The sequence below is a fragment of the Bacillus pretiosus genome (assembly GCF_052947655.1).
This window is the reverse complement of record NZ_CM129593.1, coordinates 1324816-1340038: the sequence shown is the minus strand read 5'-3', so window position 1 is coordinate 1340038 and position 15223 is coordinate 1324816. Positions and strand designations below refer to the sequence as shown.

22 protein-coding genes are annotated in these 15223 nt (G+C 34.8%); 11 read left to right on the top strand and 11 right to left on the bottom strand.

Annotated elements, in window-relative coordinates:
• Nucleotides 1-24 precede the first annotated feature (24 nt).
• Nucleotides 25-198 carry a hypothetical protein gene (locus ACU8YW_RS07010; protein ID WP_000343559.1) on the top strand — a complete coding sequence of 58 codons (174 nt, stop codon included), beginning with the start codon at nucleotides 25-27 and terminating at the stop codon, nucleotides 196-198.
• Between the two features lie 20 nt (nucleotides 199-218).
• Nucleotides 219-368, top strand: a complete 150-nt coding sequence (locus ACU8YW_RS07005) for a hypothetical protein (RefSeq protein ID WP_000743739.1) — start codon at nucleotides 219-221, stop codon at nucleotides 366-368.
• Nucleotides 369-431: 63 nt separating this feature from the next.
• Here the strand turns inward: ACU8YW_RS07005 and ACU8YW_RS07000 are convergent, their stop codons facing one another.
• The gene (locus ACU8YW_RS07000) at nucleotides 432-950 is read right to left on the bottom strand and encodes a biotin transporter BioY (protein WP_097890359.1); all 519 of its coding nucleotides are present in this window, start codon (nucleotides 948-950) and stop codon (nucleotides 432-434) included.
• A gap of 83 nt (nucleotides 951-1033) precedes the next feature.
• Between ACU8YW_RS07000 and ACU8YW_RS06995 the strand changes: the two genes are divergently transcribed.
• Entirely contained in the window at nucleotides 1034-1942 is a 909-nt protein-coding gene (locus tag ACU8YW_RS06995; protein WP_097890361.1) for an aminoglycoside phosphotransferase family protein, read from the top strand.
• Here ACU8YW_RS06995 and ACU8YW_RS06990 read toward each other — a convergent pair.
• The 5 genes from ACU8YW_RS06990 to amaA all read right to left on the bottom strand — a co-directional run bounded on the left by ACU8YW_RS06990 (nucleotide 1939) and on the right by amaA (nucleotide 5008).
• Nucleotides 1939-2100 (bottom strand): hypothetical protein, encoded by a 162-nt coding sequence (locus tag ACU8YW_RS06990; RefSeq protein WP_046958209.1) that lies wholly within the window; start codon nucleotides 2098-2100, stop codon nucleotides 1939-1941. The two genes, ACU8YW_RS06995 and ACU8YW_RS06990, sit on opposite strands and share 4 nt — an antisense overlap.
• Before the next feature lie 98 nt (nucleotides 2101-2198).
• A complete protein-coding gene (locus ACU8YW_RS06985; protein ID WP_088062612.1) occupies nucleotides 2199-2972 on the bottom strand; it encodes a hypothetical protein in 774 nt (257 codons plus the stop codon).
• A 24-nt stretch (nucleotides 2973-2996) separates the two neighbouring features.
• Nucleotides 2997-3443: a flavodoxin gene (locus ACU8YW_RS06980; RefSeq protein WP_000041145.1), complete on the bottom strand. Its 447-nt coding sequence runs from the start codon at nucleotides 3441-3443 to the stop codon at nucleotides 2997-2999.
• On the bottom strand, nucleotides 3436-3612 hold the full coding sequence (locus ACU8YW_RS06975; protein ID WP_016088748.1) for a hypothetical protein: 177 nt from the start codon (nucleotides 3610-3612) through the stop codon (nucleotides 3436-3438). The genes ACU8YW_RS06980 and ACU8YW_RS06975 overlap by 8 nt, the downstream gene beginning before the upstream one ends.
• A gap of 226 nt (nucleotides 3613-3838) precedes the next feature.
• Nucleotides 3839-5008: an N-acyl-aliphatic-L-amino acid amidohydrolase gene (amaA, locus tag ACU8YW_RS06970; protein WP_098082187.1), complete on the bottom strand. Its 1170-nt coding sequence runs from the start codon at nucleotides 5006-5008 to the stop codon at nucleotides 3839-3841.
• A 328-nt stretch (nucleotides 5009-5336) separates the two neighbouring features.
• Between amaA and ACU8YW_RS06965 the strand changes: the two genes are divergently transcribed.
• The 5 genes from ACU8YW_RS06965 (at nucleotide 5337) to dltD (ending at nucleotide 9653) form a co-directional block, all read left to right on the top strand.
• On the top strand, nucleotides 5337-5483 hold the full coding sequence (locus ACU8YW_RS06965; RefSeq protein WP_000440293.1) for a teichoic acid D-Ala incorporation-associated protein DltX: 147 nt from the start codon (nucleotides 5337-5339) through the stop codon (nucleotides 5481-5483).
• A gap of 12 nt (nucleotides 5484-5495) precedes the next feature.
• Nucleotides 5496-7010, top strand: coding sequence for a D-alanine--poly(phosphoribitol) ligase subunit DltA (gene dltA, locus ACU8YW_RS06960; protein WP_097890366.1), 1515 nt, complete (start codon nucleotides 5496-5498; stop codon nucleotides 7008-7010).
• Entirely contained in the window at nucleotides 7007-8173 is a 1167-nt protein-coding gene (gene dltB / locus ACU8YW_RS06955) for a D-alanyl-lipoteichoic acid biosynthesis protein DltB (protein WP_097890368.1), read from the top strand. Before dltA ends, dltB begins: the two co-directional genes overlap by 4 nt.
• 68 nt (nucleotides 8174-8241) lie before the next feature.
• Nucleotides 8242-8481, top strand: coding sequence for a D-alanine--poly(phosphoribitol) ligase subunit DltC (gene dltC, locus ACU8YW_RS06950; protein ID WP_000807310.1), 240 nt, complete (start codon nucleotides 8242-8244; stop codon nucleotides 8479-8481).
• Complete coding sequence (gene dltD, locus ACU8YW_RS06945; RefSeq protein ID WP_097890370.1) at nucleotides 8478-9653, top strand: D-alanyl-lipoteichoic acid biosynthesis protein DltD; 1176 nt, start codon at nucleotides 8478-8480, stop codon at nucleotides 9651-9653. Before dltC ends, dltD begins: the two co-directional genes overlap by 4 nt.
• A gap of 17 nt (nucleotides 9654-9670) precedes the next feature.
• Here the strand turns inward: dltD and ACU8YW_RS06940 are convergent, their stop codons facing one another.
• On the bottom strand, nucleotides 9671-10765 hold the full coding sequence (locus ACU8YW_RS06940; RefSeq protein ID WP_097890372.1) for an NAD(P)H-dependent flavin oxidoreductase: 1095 nt from the start codon (nucleotides 10763-10765) through the stop codon (nucleotides 9671-9673).
• Nucleotides 10766-10880: 115 nt separating this feature from the next.
• On the opposite strand from ACU8YW_RS06940, the gene ACU8YW_RS06935 reads away from it, so the two are divergent.
• Nucleotides 10881-11801, top strand: coding sequence for a S66 peptidase family protein (locus ACU8YW_RS06935; RefSeq protein ID WP_097890374.1), 921 nt, complete (start codon nucleotides 10881-10883; stop codon nucleotides 11799-11801).
• 27 nt (nucleotides 11802-11828) lie between these two features.
• On the opposite strand, the gene ACU8YW_RS06930 is transcribed toward ACU8YW_RS06935, so the two are convergent.
• From ACU8YW_RS06930 to ACU8YW_RS06920, 3 genes are all read right to left on the bottom strand, one after another.
• The gene (locus ACU8YW_RS06930) at nucleotides 11829-12227 is read right to left on the bottom strand and encodes an SseB family protein (protein WP_000435201.1); all 399 of its coding nucleotides are present in this window, start codon (nucleotides 12225-12227) and stop codon (nucleotides 11829-11831) included.
• 85 nt (nucleotides 12228-12312) lie between these two features.
• Nucleotides 12313-12867: a cysteine hydrolase family protein gene (locus ACU8YW_RS06925; RefSeq protein WP_116363177.1), complete on the bottom strand. Its 555-nt coding sequence runs from the start codon at nucleotides 12865-12867 to the stop codon at nucleotides 12313-12315.
• On the bottom strand, nucleotides 12860-13351 hold the full coding sequence (locus ACU8YW_RS06920) for a carboxymuconolactone decarboxylase family protein (protein ID WP_097890376.1): 492 nt from the start codon (nucleotides 13349-13351) through the stop codon (nucleotides 12860-12862). The genes ACU8YW_RS06925 and ACU8YW_RS06920 overlap by 8 nt, the downstream gene beginning before the upstream one ends.
• Before the next feature lie 63 nt (nucleotides 13352-13414).
• Between ACU8YW_RS06920 and ACU8YW_RS06915 the strand changes: the two genes are divergently transcribed.
• Together ACU8YW_RS06915 and ACU8YW_RS06910 are read left to right on the top strand one after the other, a co-directional pair.
• On the top strand, nucleotides 13415-13867 hold the full coding sequence (locus tag ACU8YW_RS06915; RefSeq protein WP_001175491.1) for an Lrp/AsnC family transcriptional regulator: 453 nt from the start codon (nucleotides 13415-13417) through the stop codon (nucleotides 13865-13867).
• 100 nt (nucleotides 13868-13967) lie between these two features.
• Nucleotides 13968-14150, top strand: a complete 183-nt coding sequence (locus ACU8YW_RS06910) for a DUF3913 family protein (RefSeq protein ID WP_000707107.1) — start codon at nucleotides 13968-13970, stop codon at nucleotides 14148-14150.
• Nucleotides 14151-14178: 28 nt separating this feature from the next.
• Here the strand turns inward: ACU8YW_RS06910 and ACU8YW_RS06905 are convergent, their stop codons facing one another.
• Nucleotides 14179-15192, bottom strand: a complete 1014-nt coding sequence (locus ACU8YW_RS06905) for a CPBP family intramembrane glutamic endopeptidase (RefSeq protein WP_098082188.1) — start codon at nucleotides 15190-15192, stop codon at nucleotides 14179-14181.
• Between the last annotated feature and the right edge of the window lie 31 nt (nucleotides 15193-15223).

Genomic DNA, 15223 nt, shown 5'->3' with positions numbered 1-15223 from the left:
AATGAAAAAGAAAGGTGGATACATATGGACGAAAAAGAAAAAAAGCAATCATTCGATGAAGAATTCGCCCCTGAAATTTCACCTGGATATCGGCAAGATGTACATAAGCCACCTAAATATAAAAACACCTCGTTTTTAATGGGCATTACCATTTTTGCTGCGGTGTTACTCGTACTCATCATTTTCGTTTATTTTTAAGGAAAGGTGACATATTATATATGAAGAAACAAGATTCCAATCGTTCAAAAAGAACTGTGAAAACAGAAAAAGGGTATGCAGGTGATTCTGTTCTTACACAGAAACAAGTCGAGCAAGGAAATTTATATATTGCTCAAAAAGAACTTGGTCAACAAAATGAAAACCTTTAGAATCCCTCAAAGAACTGGGGGATTTTTTTATCCGCTATTTGTAGCACTAATTCATGTTTCACTTTATTTTACATACTGTTTTTGTTCTAACACCTTAAATATATTATTAACCTTTACAATTTTTATTTCATAATTCAATTTCATTTCGCTTCTCTTACCATTTTCAGCACCCGCAACGTACGCTACAGTTTGATAACGAAAACTTTCATCCGTCACTTCACGTATGTCCTCGTTTGTAAATTTATACTCTAAATCCCGAAACCGATTTGGATAATAATTTCCTATTAATTGTTCATACCCTCTATTTACAAATAGTACTTCACCTTTTCGTTTCACATCTTCTTTATTATTAAGCTCAAACACTGATAATTGCTCTGTCACAAAATGTTTTCCTACCTTTTTCATTTCATTATGAGTTAAAGTTTCTATACTTTTGTTCTTTAATTCATTATTTAATCCGTACTTATTAATCGGTTTAAAGCTAGCAAAAACCTCTTCTTTATATGACCAAAACAATCCAAAAGCGATACATAGAGAAATGATGAATAGTCTTTTCTTCGTAATACTCCCGCCCTTCTTCATAATGATAGTTATATTTTAACATATAGAAAGAAAATTCTGATATCATGAAGTGGAATAACTTAATTCAGAAACGAGGAGCAATTATGGACTCTTACAAACAGTATATAAAAGAAGCTTTGCCTAATCTTTCTATACATTCATATAAACAAAATGAAGAAGGATGGGATAATGTAGCAGTTATAGTAAATGATGAGCTACTGTTTCGTTTCCCGCGAAAACAAGAATATGCAATGCGAATTCCTTTAGAAAAAGAACTGTGCATAATTCTCTCTCATTTGCTACAAGAAATCGAGGTTCCAAAGTATCACCTATTCTATAAAAAGGATACTGATACTGTTCCCCTCTGTAGTTACTATACTCTCATTCATGGTGAACCGTTTAAAAAAGAGATAGTTACCAAGCTAGAGAAAAAAGAACTTGAAGTAATTATTACACAATTAGCGACTTTCCTTGCGGCTCTACATAGTATTCCTTTAAAGCGTGTGAAGGCATTAGAATTCCCTATAGAAAAAACACTCACCTACTGGAAAGAGCTACAAACAAAATTAACTCAATATCTTACTAACAGTCTTACTTCATACCAGAAATCAGCGTTAAATTGTTTATTCGAAAATTTCTTTACATGTATCGATACATCCACTTTTCAAAAAACAATTATTCACGCTGACTTTACACATCATCACATTTTATTTGATCACCAAAATAAAACCATTTCAGGGATTATCGATTTTGGTGATGCTCAAATAGGAGATCCCGCCTTTGACTTTGCTGGGCTATATTATGATTTTGGACATGAATTTACTACATCAGTATATGAACAATACAGTACGCTTATTTCACACCATGATCCATTACTCATTCATCGCATCACGACCTTTTATCAATACAGTCCTTTATTACATAATATGATTTATAACTTTGAAACAAAGAATGAACTTGAATTCCTAGCAGGTACAGAAAAACTGAAAGTAATACTACAGGGCCGAGATTAAATTCTCTCCCGATATTCTCTCTCTTCATACATCATTAACTTTTTATCCATTTCAACAATAATTTGATACAGTTGAAACGCTTGTAAAATTTGCAGTTGAATTCCAAAAGGAGCATTCTGTTCTTTTAACCATTGAAATACTTTCGTTTCATCTTTCATTGATTATTCCTCCCTTTATTAAAATCTGCTACAAATATACGGTAAATGATGAAAAGCTTTTCATGTCAATAACAAAAAAGGATGCAAAATTGCATCCTTTAATGTACGATATTTTTCTTCTGCTTCGCTTCTTTCTTTACTTCTTCCCTTTGGCATTCACTACGAAACGCACAACTCATACACTCAGAACGAAAATGACGCTCTGTATAATGCTCAGGTTGTTGCAACATTTCTTTCATTCTAGATAAATCAGCCATGCCAGTTATAATATCTTCCTGTTTCGGAATGTACTCATACTTAGTTCCTTCTATTAAATTAATAACTTCAATTTTTCCTGGAAGAATGCCGAAAGCTTTATAACTGAATACTGTCATTAACTTTTGACAAAGAGCAAGCATTTCCTCATCCGCATCGACAACATACTTTTTAATTACAAACGACTCAGTACTCCACTCACCAACTTCTAATGTCAATGACATGTGGACACCTAACTCTTCCATATATGTTTGAAATTTTTCATACAAAAATAACGGCGGTGTCTGACTATCATCTCTTTCAACAAACTGTAATAAGTGATCTGTTAGCTTCGCTAACACAATATAATACTCCGCCTTCGAAGCAAACATATTAACCCTTACTTTTTTCCAATACTTTTCTATTAATATTAAAAGTACAATTTTCGTTTGTTGGCCCGCAGGTAGTGTGTAATATTCGTTAATAATTCGATTCACAATCATTTGTGCGATTTGTTGCCATTCAAACGAAGAAGGTTCTCTTCTTTTTATATGACGAAAATAAAATTTATGCGGGCAACGCATAAAATCATACAAATGATAATCTGTCATCGTTTTGATTGCGATTTTCTCGTGCACTTGCTCTTCATCTCCCTTCTGCCATTAAGAAAGGTGTTTTACAAATTCAGCTCCAAACTGTAAACATTTTTCTACATCTTCATCTTCTGGCGTTAATTCTACTTTTAGTCCTTCTAACACAACTGCAGCTCCGCGCTCTTGTAGCTTTTCTATTAAAATGTCAACCGCCACGCCGTATTTCGGATAAGCCGAATCACATGATCCGAATACTGCTGCTTTTTTCCCATTTAAATCAATAGAATCCATTGCGTCATAAAAATCTAAGAAATCATCAGGAAGGTCACCATCTCCCCAAGTGTAAGCACCTAAAATAATTCCATCATACTGTTCTAGTATAGAAGCCTCTGGTGAATCCATAATATCGATCACTTCAATTTCATTTTCTGTTTCACGAATTGCACCCGCAATATGATCAGCCATTTCCTCTGTATTTCCACTCATACTTGCAAATATCATTACTAACTTACTCAACTGAATCTCTCCTTTTACCTTGTATCTCTTTTTCTGTTGGAAGTGTACTCTTCTCATCTACATATTCAGATCGAATTACATTTCGTTGCCATTCCATATGCTGATCAACATCTTTATTTTTATCTTTTAATCCCCTCCGCAGAAGGTGAAATTTTTTTCTCATTAACATGTCGCATCCATCCTATTGATAATAATTATCAATTTCAACTACCCTTAGATTAATTGACAGTGATTATCAATGTCAATAACTATTTTTAAAAAAATGATTAAAATGTACAAGCTTGTCCGTTAGCTATTCATATACTATAAATGAGCATAGTTCTTTCTCAGCCCTCTCTGACGGAAAGAAATAAAAGCAACTGCGATAGAGCGCAGTTGCCTTTTTTTATACTTTTTTACGATTTTAGTAATCTTATTGCTGTCTCTAGAAATAATTCCACTCCATAAATTAAAGCTGCTTCATCTACATCAAATTTTGGATGATGATGTGGATAACAAGTATCTATCTTTTCATTCCCCGTCCCCAATTTAATGAAGCAACCCGGTGCTTTTCTTAAATATGCTGAAAAATCTTCTCCTCCCATAGAAGGTTCAAGCTTCACAACACGCTCATTCCCAAACAAATGTAGTGCACTTTCTTCTACTACTTTCGTAATATATTCATCATTAATAACCGGATCATATCCATATCGATACGTATATGTATACTTCCCTCCATGCGCTTTTGTAATTCCTTTCACGATTTGCTCAATTTTCTCTTCTGCTTCTATTCTTAACGCTTGATTAAAAGAACGCACAGTTCCCATTAAAGTTGCTGCATTAGGAATAATATTATCAGCCATTCCCCCATGAAACTGCGTAACTGAAACAACTCTTTGCATGAAAGCACTTGTATTTCTTGATACGATATGTTGTAAATTTGTAATAATCTGCGCTCCGATAGCAATAGGATCTATCGTTTCTTCTGGCCTCGCCGCATGCCCTCCTTTCCCTTGAATTTCAACTGTAAATACGTCCGGTGCCGCCATCATCGGTCCATACGCAATTCCGATTTTCCCGCTCTCCAATCCAGACATAACATGTAAACCTATTACATAATCAACACCATCCATCACGCCTGCCTCAACCATTTCTTGTCCCCCGCCAGGATACACCTCTTCTGCGTGCTGAAAGAAGAGACGAATCTCACCTACGAAATCTTCCTTTATATTTGATAGCACCTCTGCTGTACTTAACAAAATAGCTGCGTGAGCATCATGCCCACATGCATGCATCATTCCTTTATTCACAGACGTATAAGATTTACTTGTCTCCTCTTGAATTGGTAAAGCATCTATATCAGCTCGAATTGCAACTACTTTCCCTTGTCCCGTCCCTCTTTTAATTGCTAGTACACTATACTTCGTCGGTCTCGTTACTTCAAAAGAAGAAAATGAGCATAATGTATCATATATAAATTGTGAAGTTTCTTTTTCATGAAATGATAATTCCGGATATTTATGAAAATGCTGTCTCCACTTAATAATGTTTTCTTCTGAAATAAGATCCTTCCACATCCTCTTCATCAGAAATTCCTCCTCTTATGAAACTTTAACAATTCATATATTAACTATGAAAAACTCAAACAAATATTACATTTCTATCCATTCTCCCAGACCACTTTTATACATTCACACAATCCACTTCCTATTTACATGTCAAACCCATTACAAATTCATACTGAATGTAATATAATTGCTAAGTTAGGGATTTTCTTTTTTAGTATTTAGTGCTAATATCAGAAAAGAGCCTTTTGACTTATTTTTACCTAAAATGTGGAATTTTGTTTTTTTCACAATAATGTAGGACATGATACCTACAAAGAGCTATCATTTCATTAAGAGAGGGAAAGACATGGAAAGATTAAAAGAGATATGGTCTCGACCACTCACACAATGGGTTGCAAAGACGGTTTATTACCTTGCAATTTTATTTGCATTGCTTTGGTTGTATGGATTCCATGATACAAACACAAGTACATTTATTTACAACGAATTTTAGGGTGGGAACGTTATGAAGTTATTAGAACAAATTGAAAAGTGGGCTATTGAAACGCCTGATCAAACTGCTTTTGTTTGGCGAGATGCGAAAATTACGTACAAACAATTAAAGGAAGATTCTGATGCGTTAGCACATTGGATTTCTTCTGAGTATCCAGATGATCGTTCACCAATTATGGTGTATGGCCATATGCAACCTGAAATGATTATTAACTTTTTAGGATGTGTAAAAGCTGGACACGCTTATATTCCTGTAGATTTATCTATCCCAGCTGATCGTGTACAACGTATCGCTGAAAATTCTGGTGCGAAACTACTTTTATCAGGAACTGAAGTAACTGTAACTGATTTACCAGTTCGCATTGTAAGTGAAGACAACTTAAAAGATATTTTCTTTACTCATAAAGGGAACACTCCAAATCCTGAACATGCGGTAAAAGGTGATGAGAACTTCTACATTATTTACACATCAGGAAGCACAGGTAATCCGAAAGGGGTTCAGATTACTTATAACTGCCTTGTAAGCTTTACAAAATGGGCTGTAGAAGATTTCAACTTACAAACAGGACAAGTATTCTTAAACCAAGCACCTTTCTCATTCGATTTATCTGTCATGGATATTTACCCATCATTAGTAACAGGTGGTACACTTTGGGCAATCGATAAAGATATGATTGCACGTCCAAAAGACTTGTTTGCTTCTTTAGAGCAATCGGATATACAAGTATGGACTTCAACACCATCTTTCGCAGAGATGTGTTTAATGGAAGCATCTTTCTCTGAGACTATGCTACCGAACATGAAAACATTCTTATTCTGCGGTGAAGTGTTACCAAATGAAGTAGCTAGAAAATTAATTGAGCGTTTCCCGAAAGCGACAATTATGAATACGTACGGTCCAACAGAAGCTACTGTCGCTGTAACAGGTATTCACGTTACAGAAGAAGTGCTTGATCAATACAAATCACTTCCAGTTGGCTACTGTAAATCAGATTGCCACCTTCTTATTATGAAAGAAGATGGTACGCTTGCACCTGATGGTGAAAAAGGTGAAATCGTAATTGTCGGTCCAAGCGTAAGTGTTGGATATTTAGGAAGCCCTGAATTAACAGAAAAAGCATTTACTATGATTGACGGTGAGCGCGCCTATAAAACAGGCGATGCTGGCTATGTTGAAAATGGTCTTCTATTCTATAATGGTCGTCTTGATTTCCAAATTAAGCTGCATGGTTATCGAATGGAATTAGAAGAAATTGAGCATCACCTTCGTGCGTGTTCTTACGTAGAAGGAGCAGTTATCGTTCCAATTAAAAAAGGTGAGAAATACGATTATTTATTAGCGGTTGTTGTTCCTGGCGAACATTCATTTGAAAAAGAATTCAAATTAACATCTGCAATTAAAAAAGAACTCAATGAGCGATTACCAAACTACATGATTCCACGTAAATTCATGTATCAATCTTCTATTCCAATGACACCAAATGGAAAGGTAGATCGCAAAAAATTATTGAGTGAGGTTACAGCATGACCGCATATGGATCATTTTATTTTTTCGCTATAGTGGGCATTTTATTAATACCTACTATCATAGCTGGACTAAAAGGTAAAATGTTGCGTAAATATAATGCCGTTTTAACATTAGTAATGCTCGTTATTATCTTCTCGGATAAACCGAAGCAAGCGATTATGTTAGCCGCATTTATTATTTGGCAATATGCCCTTATTAAAGGCTATTTAATTTTAAGAAAACAAAATAATAGTACATTCATGTTTTGTATAGCTGTTATTTTGTCGATTTTACCGCTCGTTTTAGCAAAAATTGCACCGTTTGTACCTGAGCTAAAGTTTGTTGTATTTTTAGGAATGTCCTATGTAACATTTAGAGCAGTACAAATGGTATTTGAAGTTCGTGATAACTTAATTAAAGAACTTTCCTTCTTTAATTTTTGGGAATTCATTTTATTCTTCCCAGCTATCTCAACGGGACCTATCGATCGTTACCGCAGATTCCAAAAAGATATTCAAAAGCCACCTAGTGCAGAAGAATATCAAAATTTACTATATACAGGGCTAAACCGTATTTTCCAAGGTTTCTTGTATAAATTTATTATCGCTTACTTAATAAAGCAATATTTTATGGATCCGGCATTCGCTCAGCAAGATACAATCCTATCAAATATGATTTACATGTATAGCTATAGCTTATATTTATTCTTTGACTTCGCTGGTTATAGCTCATTTGTAATTGGTGTAAGTTATATGATGGGAATTAAAATTCCAGAAAACTTTAATAAACCATTCATTAGTCGTAACATTAAAGACTTCTGGAATCGCTGGCACATGACCTTATCATTCTGGTTCCGTGATTTTATTTACATGCGTTTCGTCTTTTTTGCAACGAAGAAAAAGTTAATTAAAAACCGTTACACAATTTCGTATATCGGTGCATTTTTAAACTTTTTCATCATGGGAATATGGCATATTACTGGTGAGCATGTGTATCAATACATTATTTATGGTCTTTATCATGCCGCACTGTTTATTTTATTCGATATTTTCGAGCGAAAAAACAAGAAGCATAAGTTTTGGCCAAACAATAAATTTACACACATCCTTGCGATTGTAATTACGTTCCACGTTGTATGTTTCGGTTTCCTAATTTTCTCTGGACACCTTAACAGATACTTTTAATGCACCCTTCTTATACTAGTAAGAAGTTGCACATATAATATATTTCGGATATAAAGGAGATTTTAAAAATGGCAGAATTTAAAGAGCAAGTATTAGATATTTTAGAAGAAGTATGTGAAAACGATATTGTGAAAGAAAACTTAGATGTTCAATTATTTGAAGAAGGTATTCTTGATTCTTTCGCTGTAGTATCTTTATTAGTTGAATTCCAAGAGCGTTTAGATATTGAAGTTTCTATTTCTGATTTTGACCGTGACGAGTGGGCTACACCAAACATGGTTATCAAGAAGTTGGAAGAAATCCGATGAACAAAGCAAAATTTGGTCCGATGCTTTTAGCATTGGCCCTTTTTGCTGTATTCTTACTTATTCCAACGCGCTTTCTACTTCCACTTTTAAGTGATGAAAAAGTAGAACAAGCTGCCACTTCTTTAAAAGAAGAAAAGATTCAAAGTATGATATTACAGCAAAAAATGTTAGCAGACCCGAAATACCTTCCGATGTACGGTTCATCGGAATTCGCACGTATGGATGCTTTCCATCCATCAAATTATTTCAAAGTAAAGCCTGAAGGGTTCACACCATTCCTACTTGGACGCGGAGGAACACAAGACCTTGTACATGTGTTAAACTTTGCATCTACAATGGATCAATTGAAGGGTAAGAAAATGGTATTCGTTCTTTCTCCTCAATGGTTTGTACCACAAGGTATTGATGAAACACACTTTGCACCTAACTTTTCAAAACAACAAGGCTATCACTTGCTTTTCAATGATGACTTAAAGCCTGAAATGAAAAAGCAAATTGCAAAACGTTTATTAAACTTTGAGATCGTCAAGAAAGAAACTTTACTAAAAATTTCGCTTGAAGGTATCGTTTATGATGATACAAAGCATAAAGTAAAAGCACTTGCTGCTAAACCTTTCGCTTATATTTATCGTAACATTTTAGATCGTAAAGATTTATTTACAGCAATGTTTGATATTAAACCGCATAAAGAAAAACTTGACCCTTCATTAAAACAAATGAATTGGGAAGAAGCTCGTAAACATGCAGATCAAACTGGTGCAGTAGAATCAGGTTCTAACGAATATGGTATCGAAGATGATTACTTCAACAGCAAAATCAAGAAGAAATTAAAGCAACGTGAAGGCTACTTAAAAAATGATGCTTATGATCAATCGCCAGAATATGAAGATTTACAAATTGTACTTGATTTATTAAAACAATCTGGTGCAAAACCACTCTTCATTTCTGTCCCTGTAAAAGGTCCTTGGTACGATTACGCTGGCTTCCCGAAAGAACGTCGCGAATTGTACTATAAGAAAGTTCATGAGCAAATTGAGAAAGCTGGCTATCCAATTGCCGACTTCTCAAATCATGAATATGATAAATACTTCTTAAAAGATCATATGCACTTAGGTTGGAAAGGCTGGGTTTATATCGATGAGGCCATCCAACAATTTTATAAAGCAAACTAACGAAAAGACCGCTTGAATTATTCAAGTGGTCTTTTTCTATATATATTTTGTAATTGTTCGATTACGTTCTCTGCTTCTTTCATAACTCGCTCCACTACATGCTGAGCTGATTCTATTCGTGCTAACGATGACGCTTGCCCTGCCCAAAGCGACATGTATTCTCCTTTATTTTGTTTTGCTGCTTCTTGGCGTATTTTAGAGGTTAATACATTTTGCACTGGATACATCGGAAGCCCTTCTTCTTTCCCTTCATGTCTCTCTATAAATTCATTACGAATACCCCGCGCATATTTCCCGGAAAACGCACGAGTCACAGTTGTACTCGTATCTGTACTACGTAAAACCGCTTGTTTATATACATCATGCGTAATACTTTCTTTACTCGTTAAAAAAGCCGATCCCATTTGAACAGCTTCTGCTCCCAGTGTAAATGCCGCAACAAGCCCTTGTCCGTTCATTACACCACCTGCTCCAACAATTGGGATATGCGGGACTGCTGCTACTAACTGTGGAATTAATGCAAACGTCCCAATCATAGCTTCCTGTTCTTTCCCAATAAACGTTCCTCTATGCCCTCCTGCCTCGCTACCTTGACCGACAATAATGTCTACTCCTAATTCAGCAAGCACTTTCGCCTCTGCCACATGAGTAGCTGTTCCGATGACTTTGATTTCTCTTCTTTTCAATTCATCTATTTCTTCTTTTTCTAACGTTTGAAATGCAAAGCTAACGACTGGCACTTTTTCTTCTACTAACACTTGTAATTGTTCTTTATAACTTTTTGGAAGCTTTAACTGCTCTTCTTCCTCTATACCGAATTCTCTATTCACTCCGCTAAGTAATCCCTTGGCCAAGTTTATCTTCTCTTCTTCTATTTGTATCTCTTTCGTTAACAGTAAATTCACACCGAAAGGCTTATCCGTTCGTTCCCTTATTTTATAAATTGCATCACGAATTTGTTCAGGGCTCATATAGCCTGCTCCAAGCGTTCCTAATCCTCCGCTATTACTTACAGCTGCAACAAGCTCAGGCGTCGTAATTGCACCTGCCATACCTGCTTGAATGATGGGATACTTAATTTGTAATGTATCTATAACTCGACTTGTAAACATCATTTCTCCTCCTATTCCCCTTATATCTTCTTTATTTGACAAACTTTCCCCTTCTTTTACAAGGGTTGAACTTCCTATGAAGCGAATATATTGAAAGTGAAGGAGGCTGACAACAATGATATATCCAAATGCGTTACAACAAGGTGATACAGTTATGATTATTGCACCGTCCGGCCCACCAACAATTGAAAATGTATTAAAAGGGGTAACCCTATTACAAGAAATGGGTTTATCTGTAGTAATCGGGAAGAGTGTTTATGAGAAATATGGATATTTAGCTGGAAGTGATCAAGTTCGGCTCGATGATATACATGAAGCATTTACAAATAATGAAGTAAAGGCCATTTTCTGTGCACGAGGTGGTTACGGAAGTGCTCGTCTCCTCCCTCACATTCAATATGAAATCATTCAGCAGAATCCAAAAATCTTTTGGGGATATAGCGATATTACAGCTTTACATACGGCCTTTTCACGTTATGCAAAGCTTGTTACTTTTCATGGTCCAATGGTTGAAGAATTAGGTAAAGGTGTAGATTCTCTTTCTTTATCTTCTTTCAATCAACTATTCCATCCGTATTCAACCATCTTATCAGCTTCAGAATGTATCGTACCTACCTCTCCATGTACAGTTACAGGCACATTGGTGGGAGGAAATTTAACTGTATTAACGAGTATAATTGGCTCACCCTATGAGATAAATACGGCTAATAAACTTTTGTTGCTTGAAGACATTGGGGAAGAACCGTATCGCATTGACCGTATGTTAAATCAGCTACTTATATCTGGAAAGTTTAATGAATGTAGCGGTGTTATTTTTACAAGTTGTCACGACTGCACTCCTTCTAAACCATCTCAATCATTGCAAACAATACTATATGAATTTTTCGCACCATATCATATACCTGTCCTATTCGGTTTACCGATTGGACATATAAGCCCAAACATCGGGATTCCTCTTGGAGCTACAGCGACAATAAATACAAATAATAAAACAATCTCTATTTCTTCTGGCGTAGCCAATCCGTATTCAAATTAAAAAGGAAAAGCGATTCCGCTTTTCCTTTTATTTATAATAATTAAAAATTCGTCCAGATGCGATATCTGCAACTTCTTCTGGAATAAATGTTTTACTTATATCAGTGCCAACATTTAATACTGCTGTAGCATCTTTCTCAATGCTACCAAATAATTCTTTTCCACGTATCGTAATAAGGGGCGTTCCTTCTGGCAACACGTCTTTTACAAATTCCATTTGTGTAAAGAACGGAACGATCCATCTACCCTCTCCTTGGAAATGACGCAACCGAAGTATTCCTTCTGTTGCCCCGTCCTCTGCTTCTAGTGAACCAGCAACATAAAACTCAGTAGATAAGAGCAATTCATAAAATTCCTTTTGCTTCTGTTTATCGTCCCCTGCTACAACAAGTACTTCTTCTATTCTCTTTACCGGAATTTGCTCCATATGATGCCACCCCTATTTCAAAATGATTGTACTTAGATTATACGAAATATTCTTATTTTTTTCTACATAATTCGCAATTATTTTCTTAAAATAATTTTAACACTTCTTTTGTCGTTACAATCGTAGCAAACTCTTCATGTAAATTTACAAGTGTCATATTGTGAATATCCTCTGCATTATACTCTTTACCATCTAGACCTTTACGGTTAAAAGTAGCCGTTGCATCACTCACTAAATACGTTGTAAAGCCTAAATTTCCTGCCATTCGTGTCGTAGTCTCCACACAATGATTTGTCGTTAATCCTACAACCACTACTGCATTACATTTGTTCTCTCTTAATTGCTCTTCTAAATTTGTCCCAATGAACGCGCTGTTAACAGATTTCTGAATAATCACTTCACCTGGTAATGGCTTCAGCTCTTCTTTAAAGTTCACCGTTTCCGCTCCTTCATAAAACATCGATTGAGCATTTTCTTTATTTACATGTTGAATATGAAAAACTGGTCGTTTCCTTTTTCTCCATTCTGCTAATAACATTCTCATGTTTTCTTCAGCAAAAAGATTATTTCTCTCGCCCCAGTATGGTAACTGAAACGCCTTTTGTACATCAATTATAATAAGTGCTATTTGATTAGTCATCATTTTCTCCTTCATTCGGCTGTAATTGAAACAGAAAACCAAGTTGTTGTGACGCAGTAATAAAACAAATATAAGCGCAAAGCTCTACAATTTCTTTTTCCGTCCAATATTGTTTCAATGCATGAAACATATTATCATCTATTGCCTTTTTATCATGAACAAATGTATGTGCAAAAGTAACTGCTACACTCATTTCTTCTACCTTTTGCATATCATCAGGTCTTCCCTTTGCCATACAGTACGGACATTCATTCCCATACGCTAATGTTCTTCTTACTTGCTCCTTTAGCTCTGCCGACAGAGTTCCTTTATTATACAGTGTATTCTCTACCATACTCCATGAATGTAATAGATCTGGATTATGCCCTAATAACTTTTGAAACTTTGTAACTCCTACATTTGATAATGAAATTCTCTCCAACATTTCCCCTCCTATTTCCTTCCGTTTTATTGTAAAATAAATAAAGTTCACTTTACATTTCATATGAATCTTAATTTATATTTTTCCTTTACAAAAATTATTATTTTACTGGAGGTATATTTACAAATGCAACTAGACCGTGTCGATCGAAAGATTTTAAATGAATTATATAATGATAGTCGCCTTTCCATGCGTGAATTGGCGAAACGAGTAAATTTATCTGCTCCGTCTACTGCAGAACGTGTTCGCAAACTTGAAAGTGAAGGCGTGATTCAAAAGTATACAATCGATATTGATTATAAAAAAGCAGGACTTGTTTTAGATTGTATTTTAGAAATCACTTTAAAAAATGGTGATACAACACGTATGCAACAGTTTATTCAGTCTTATCCATCTGCAAGTTTTTGTTACCGAGTAACAGGAAGCTTATGCTACATTGTAAAAATTTCTGTTCCTTCACTCGTTGAACTTGAAGATTTTATCAATGATGTTTCTTCATATGCAACGACAGTTTCTCATATCGTATTATCAGAAGTATCTCTTACTCCTGATATTGAACATATCTTCCCAGAAGCTTAATTTATTTTTATTCATAAAATACAAAAAAACCCCTTACAATAAGAATAAAAATAATATATTATGTATTAAAATACATAAAGTTCGAGAAAGGGGCTTTACATTGAAAATCTGGTTTTATGAAAAAACGGCACAATTAGATGATTTACTTGGCATTTGGGATAATGTTCCGACTATCCCTCGAATTGGTGAAAAAGTGGAGATTTTAAAAACAGTCCGCACTGTTACAGATATTAAATATGTAAAGAACGGTAATAATTTTCGTGTAGAAATTATTACAAATTAAAAAGTAGCTCCTAAGAGCTACTTTTTAATTATCTATCACGCGCTTTCTTTATAACGATTTTATCTTCTTCTACAGATACTGTTACATAATCATTTTCTTCTAATCGAAGCTTATTTACAGCCTCATCTGGTAGCTCTACAGCCATCAGTCTATCTGTTACGATCACTTGACTATATACTTCATTTTCTTGTGATGCACTCACCACTTTTTCCTCATTTATAAAGCGCACTGGTGGCACACCCACTTCTTTTACTGTACGCCATTGTTTCCAAACGTAAGGAATTAACCAAAGTAATCCAACAACTGTCAGACCAATACCGATCCATAAATTACTTTGCGCTTGTAATTCAGGAATTGAGATTGCGCTACTCTCTTCTCCACCGACAAATTGCATACTTGTTGCAATTAAATTATTTAGAGCATGTACAGCGATATTCGTCCATATATTTTTCGTCTTTATGTATAAAAGGCACATTACAATACCAAACATAAATGCACCAATAACATCAAAATGTCCTAAACCAAAAATAAGTGAAGATATGATTACAGCTTTTTTAATGCCCCATTTATAAGCCATGCGCTGTAAAAAGAAGCCTCTAAAAATAACCTCTTCCATAATAGGTGCTAATACACATGCTGAAATGAAAGTAAATATCGTCATATATACGTTACTCGTGTTAATAACATTTCCTTCTTCTAACATAGTAACTAAGAAATTCGGTAACGTATGTGCTAATATGTAAAATTGAATATGAGATATACCAACTGAAAAAATCATTCCCATTATCGTTGCTAATACAATTAATCCCCACGGTAAACGTCCTGGTTTATCAAAAAAACTATTAAATACAATATTATTTTTATTTGTTTTTACGTATAACCAAAATAACGGAAATAGAAAAAATACAGTTATTTGTGAAATAACTTCCACCGTATTATCAGAAACATTTGATAGACTTAATGGGATCATCGTAAGGAACAATCCTATAATCATCCATCCAAAAAAGCTACGTAGTCTTATACGTGAAAATGCATAGTGCACATAGAACACCTCCAAAAATAGTAAAAGTAAA

Coding starts and splice junctions, on each gene's coding strand:
- ACU8YW_RS07010 (WP_000343559.1), top strand. CDS start 25: ATGGACGAAAAAGAAAAAAAGCAATCATTCGATGAAGAATTCGCCCCT.
- ACU8YW_RS07005 (WP_000743739.1), top strand. CDS start 219: ATGAAGAAACAAGATTCCAATCGTTCAAAAAGAACTGTGAAAACAGAA.
- ACU8YW_RS07000 (WP_097890359.1), bottom strand. CDS start 950: ATGAAGAAGGGCGGGAGTATTACGAAGAAAAGACTATTCATCATTTCT.
- ACU8YW_RS06995 (WP_097890361.1), top strand. CDS start 1,034: ATGGACTCTTACAAACAGTATATAAAAGAAGCTTTGCCTAATCTTTCT.
- ACU8YW_RS06990 (WP_046958209.1), bottom strand. CDS start 2,100: ATGAAAGATGAAACGAAAGTATTTCAATGGTTAAAAGAACAGAATGCT.
- ACU8YW_RS06975 (WP_016088748.1), bottom strand. CDS start 3,612: ATGTTAATGAGAAAAAAATTTCACCTTCTGCGGAGGGGATTAAAAGAT.
- amaA (WP_098082187.1), bottom strand. CDS start 5,008: ATGAAGAGGATGTGGAAGGATCTTATTTCAGAAGAAAACATTATTAAG.
- ACU8YW_RS06965 (WP_000440293.1), top strand. CDS start 5,337: ATGGAAAGATTAAAAGAGATATGGTCTCGACCACTCACACAATGGGTT.
- dltA (WP_097890366.1), top strand. CDS start 5,496: ATGAAGTTATTAGAACAAATTGAAAAGTGGGCTATTGAAACGCCTGAT.
- dltB (WP_097890368.1), top strand. CDS start 7,007: ATGACCGCATATGGATCATTTTATTTTTTCGCTATAGTGGGCATTTTA.
- dltC (WP_000807310.1), top strand. CDS start 8,242: ATGGCAGAATTTAAAGAGCAAGTATTAGATATTTTAGAAGAAGTATGT.
- dltD (WP_097890370.1), top strand. CDS start 8,478: ATGAACAAAGCAAAATTTGGTCCGATGCTTTTAGCATTGGCCCTTTTT.
- ACU8YW_RS06940 (WP_097890372.1), bottom strand. CDS start 10,765: ATGTTTACAAGTCGAGTTATAGATACATTACAAATTAAGTATCCCATC.
- ACU8YW_RS06935 (WP_097890374.1), top strand. CDS start 10,881: ATGATATATCCAAATGCGTTACAACAAGGTGATACAGTTATGATTATT.
- ACU8YW_RS06930 (WP_000435201.1), bottom strand. CDS start 12,227: ATGGAGCAAATTCCGGTAAAGAGAATAGAAGAAGTACTTGTTGTAGCA.
- ACU8YW_RS06925 (WP_116363177.1), bottom strand. CDS start 12,867: ATGACTAATCAAATAGCACTTATTATAATTGATGTACAAAAGGCGTTT.
- ACU8YW_RS06920 (WP_097890376.1), bottom strand. CDS start 13,351: ATGAAATGTAAAGTGAACTTTATTTATTTTACAATAAAACGGAAGGAA.
- ACU8YW_RS06915 (WP_001175491.1), top strand. CDS start 13,415: ATGCAACTAGACCGTGTCGATCGAAAGATTTTAAATGAATTATATAAT.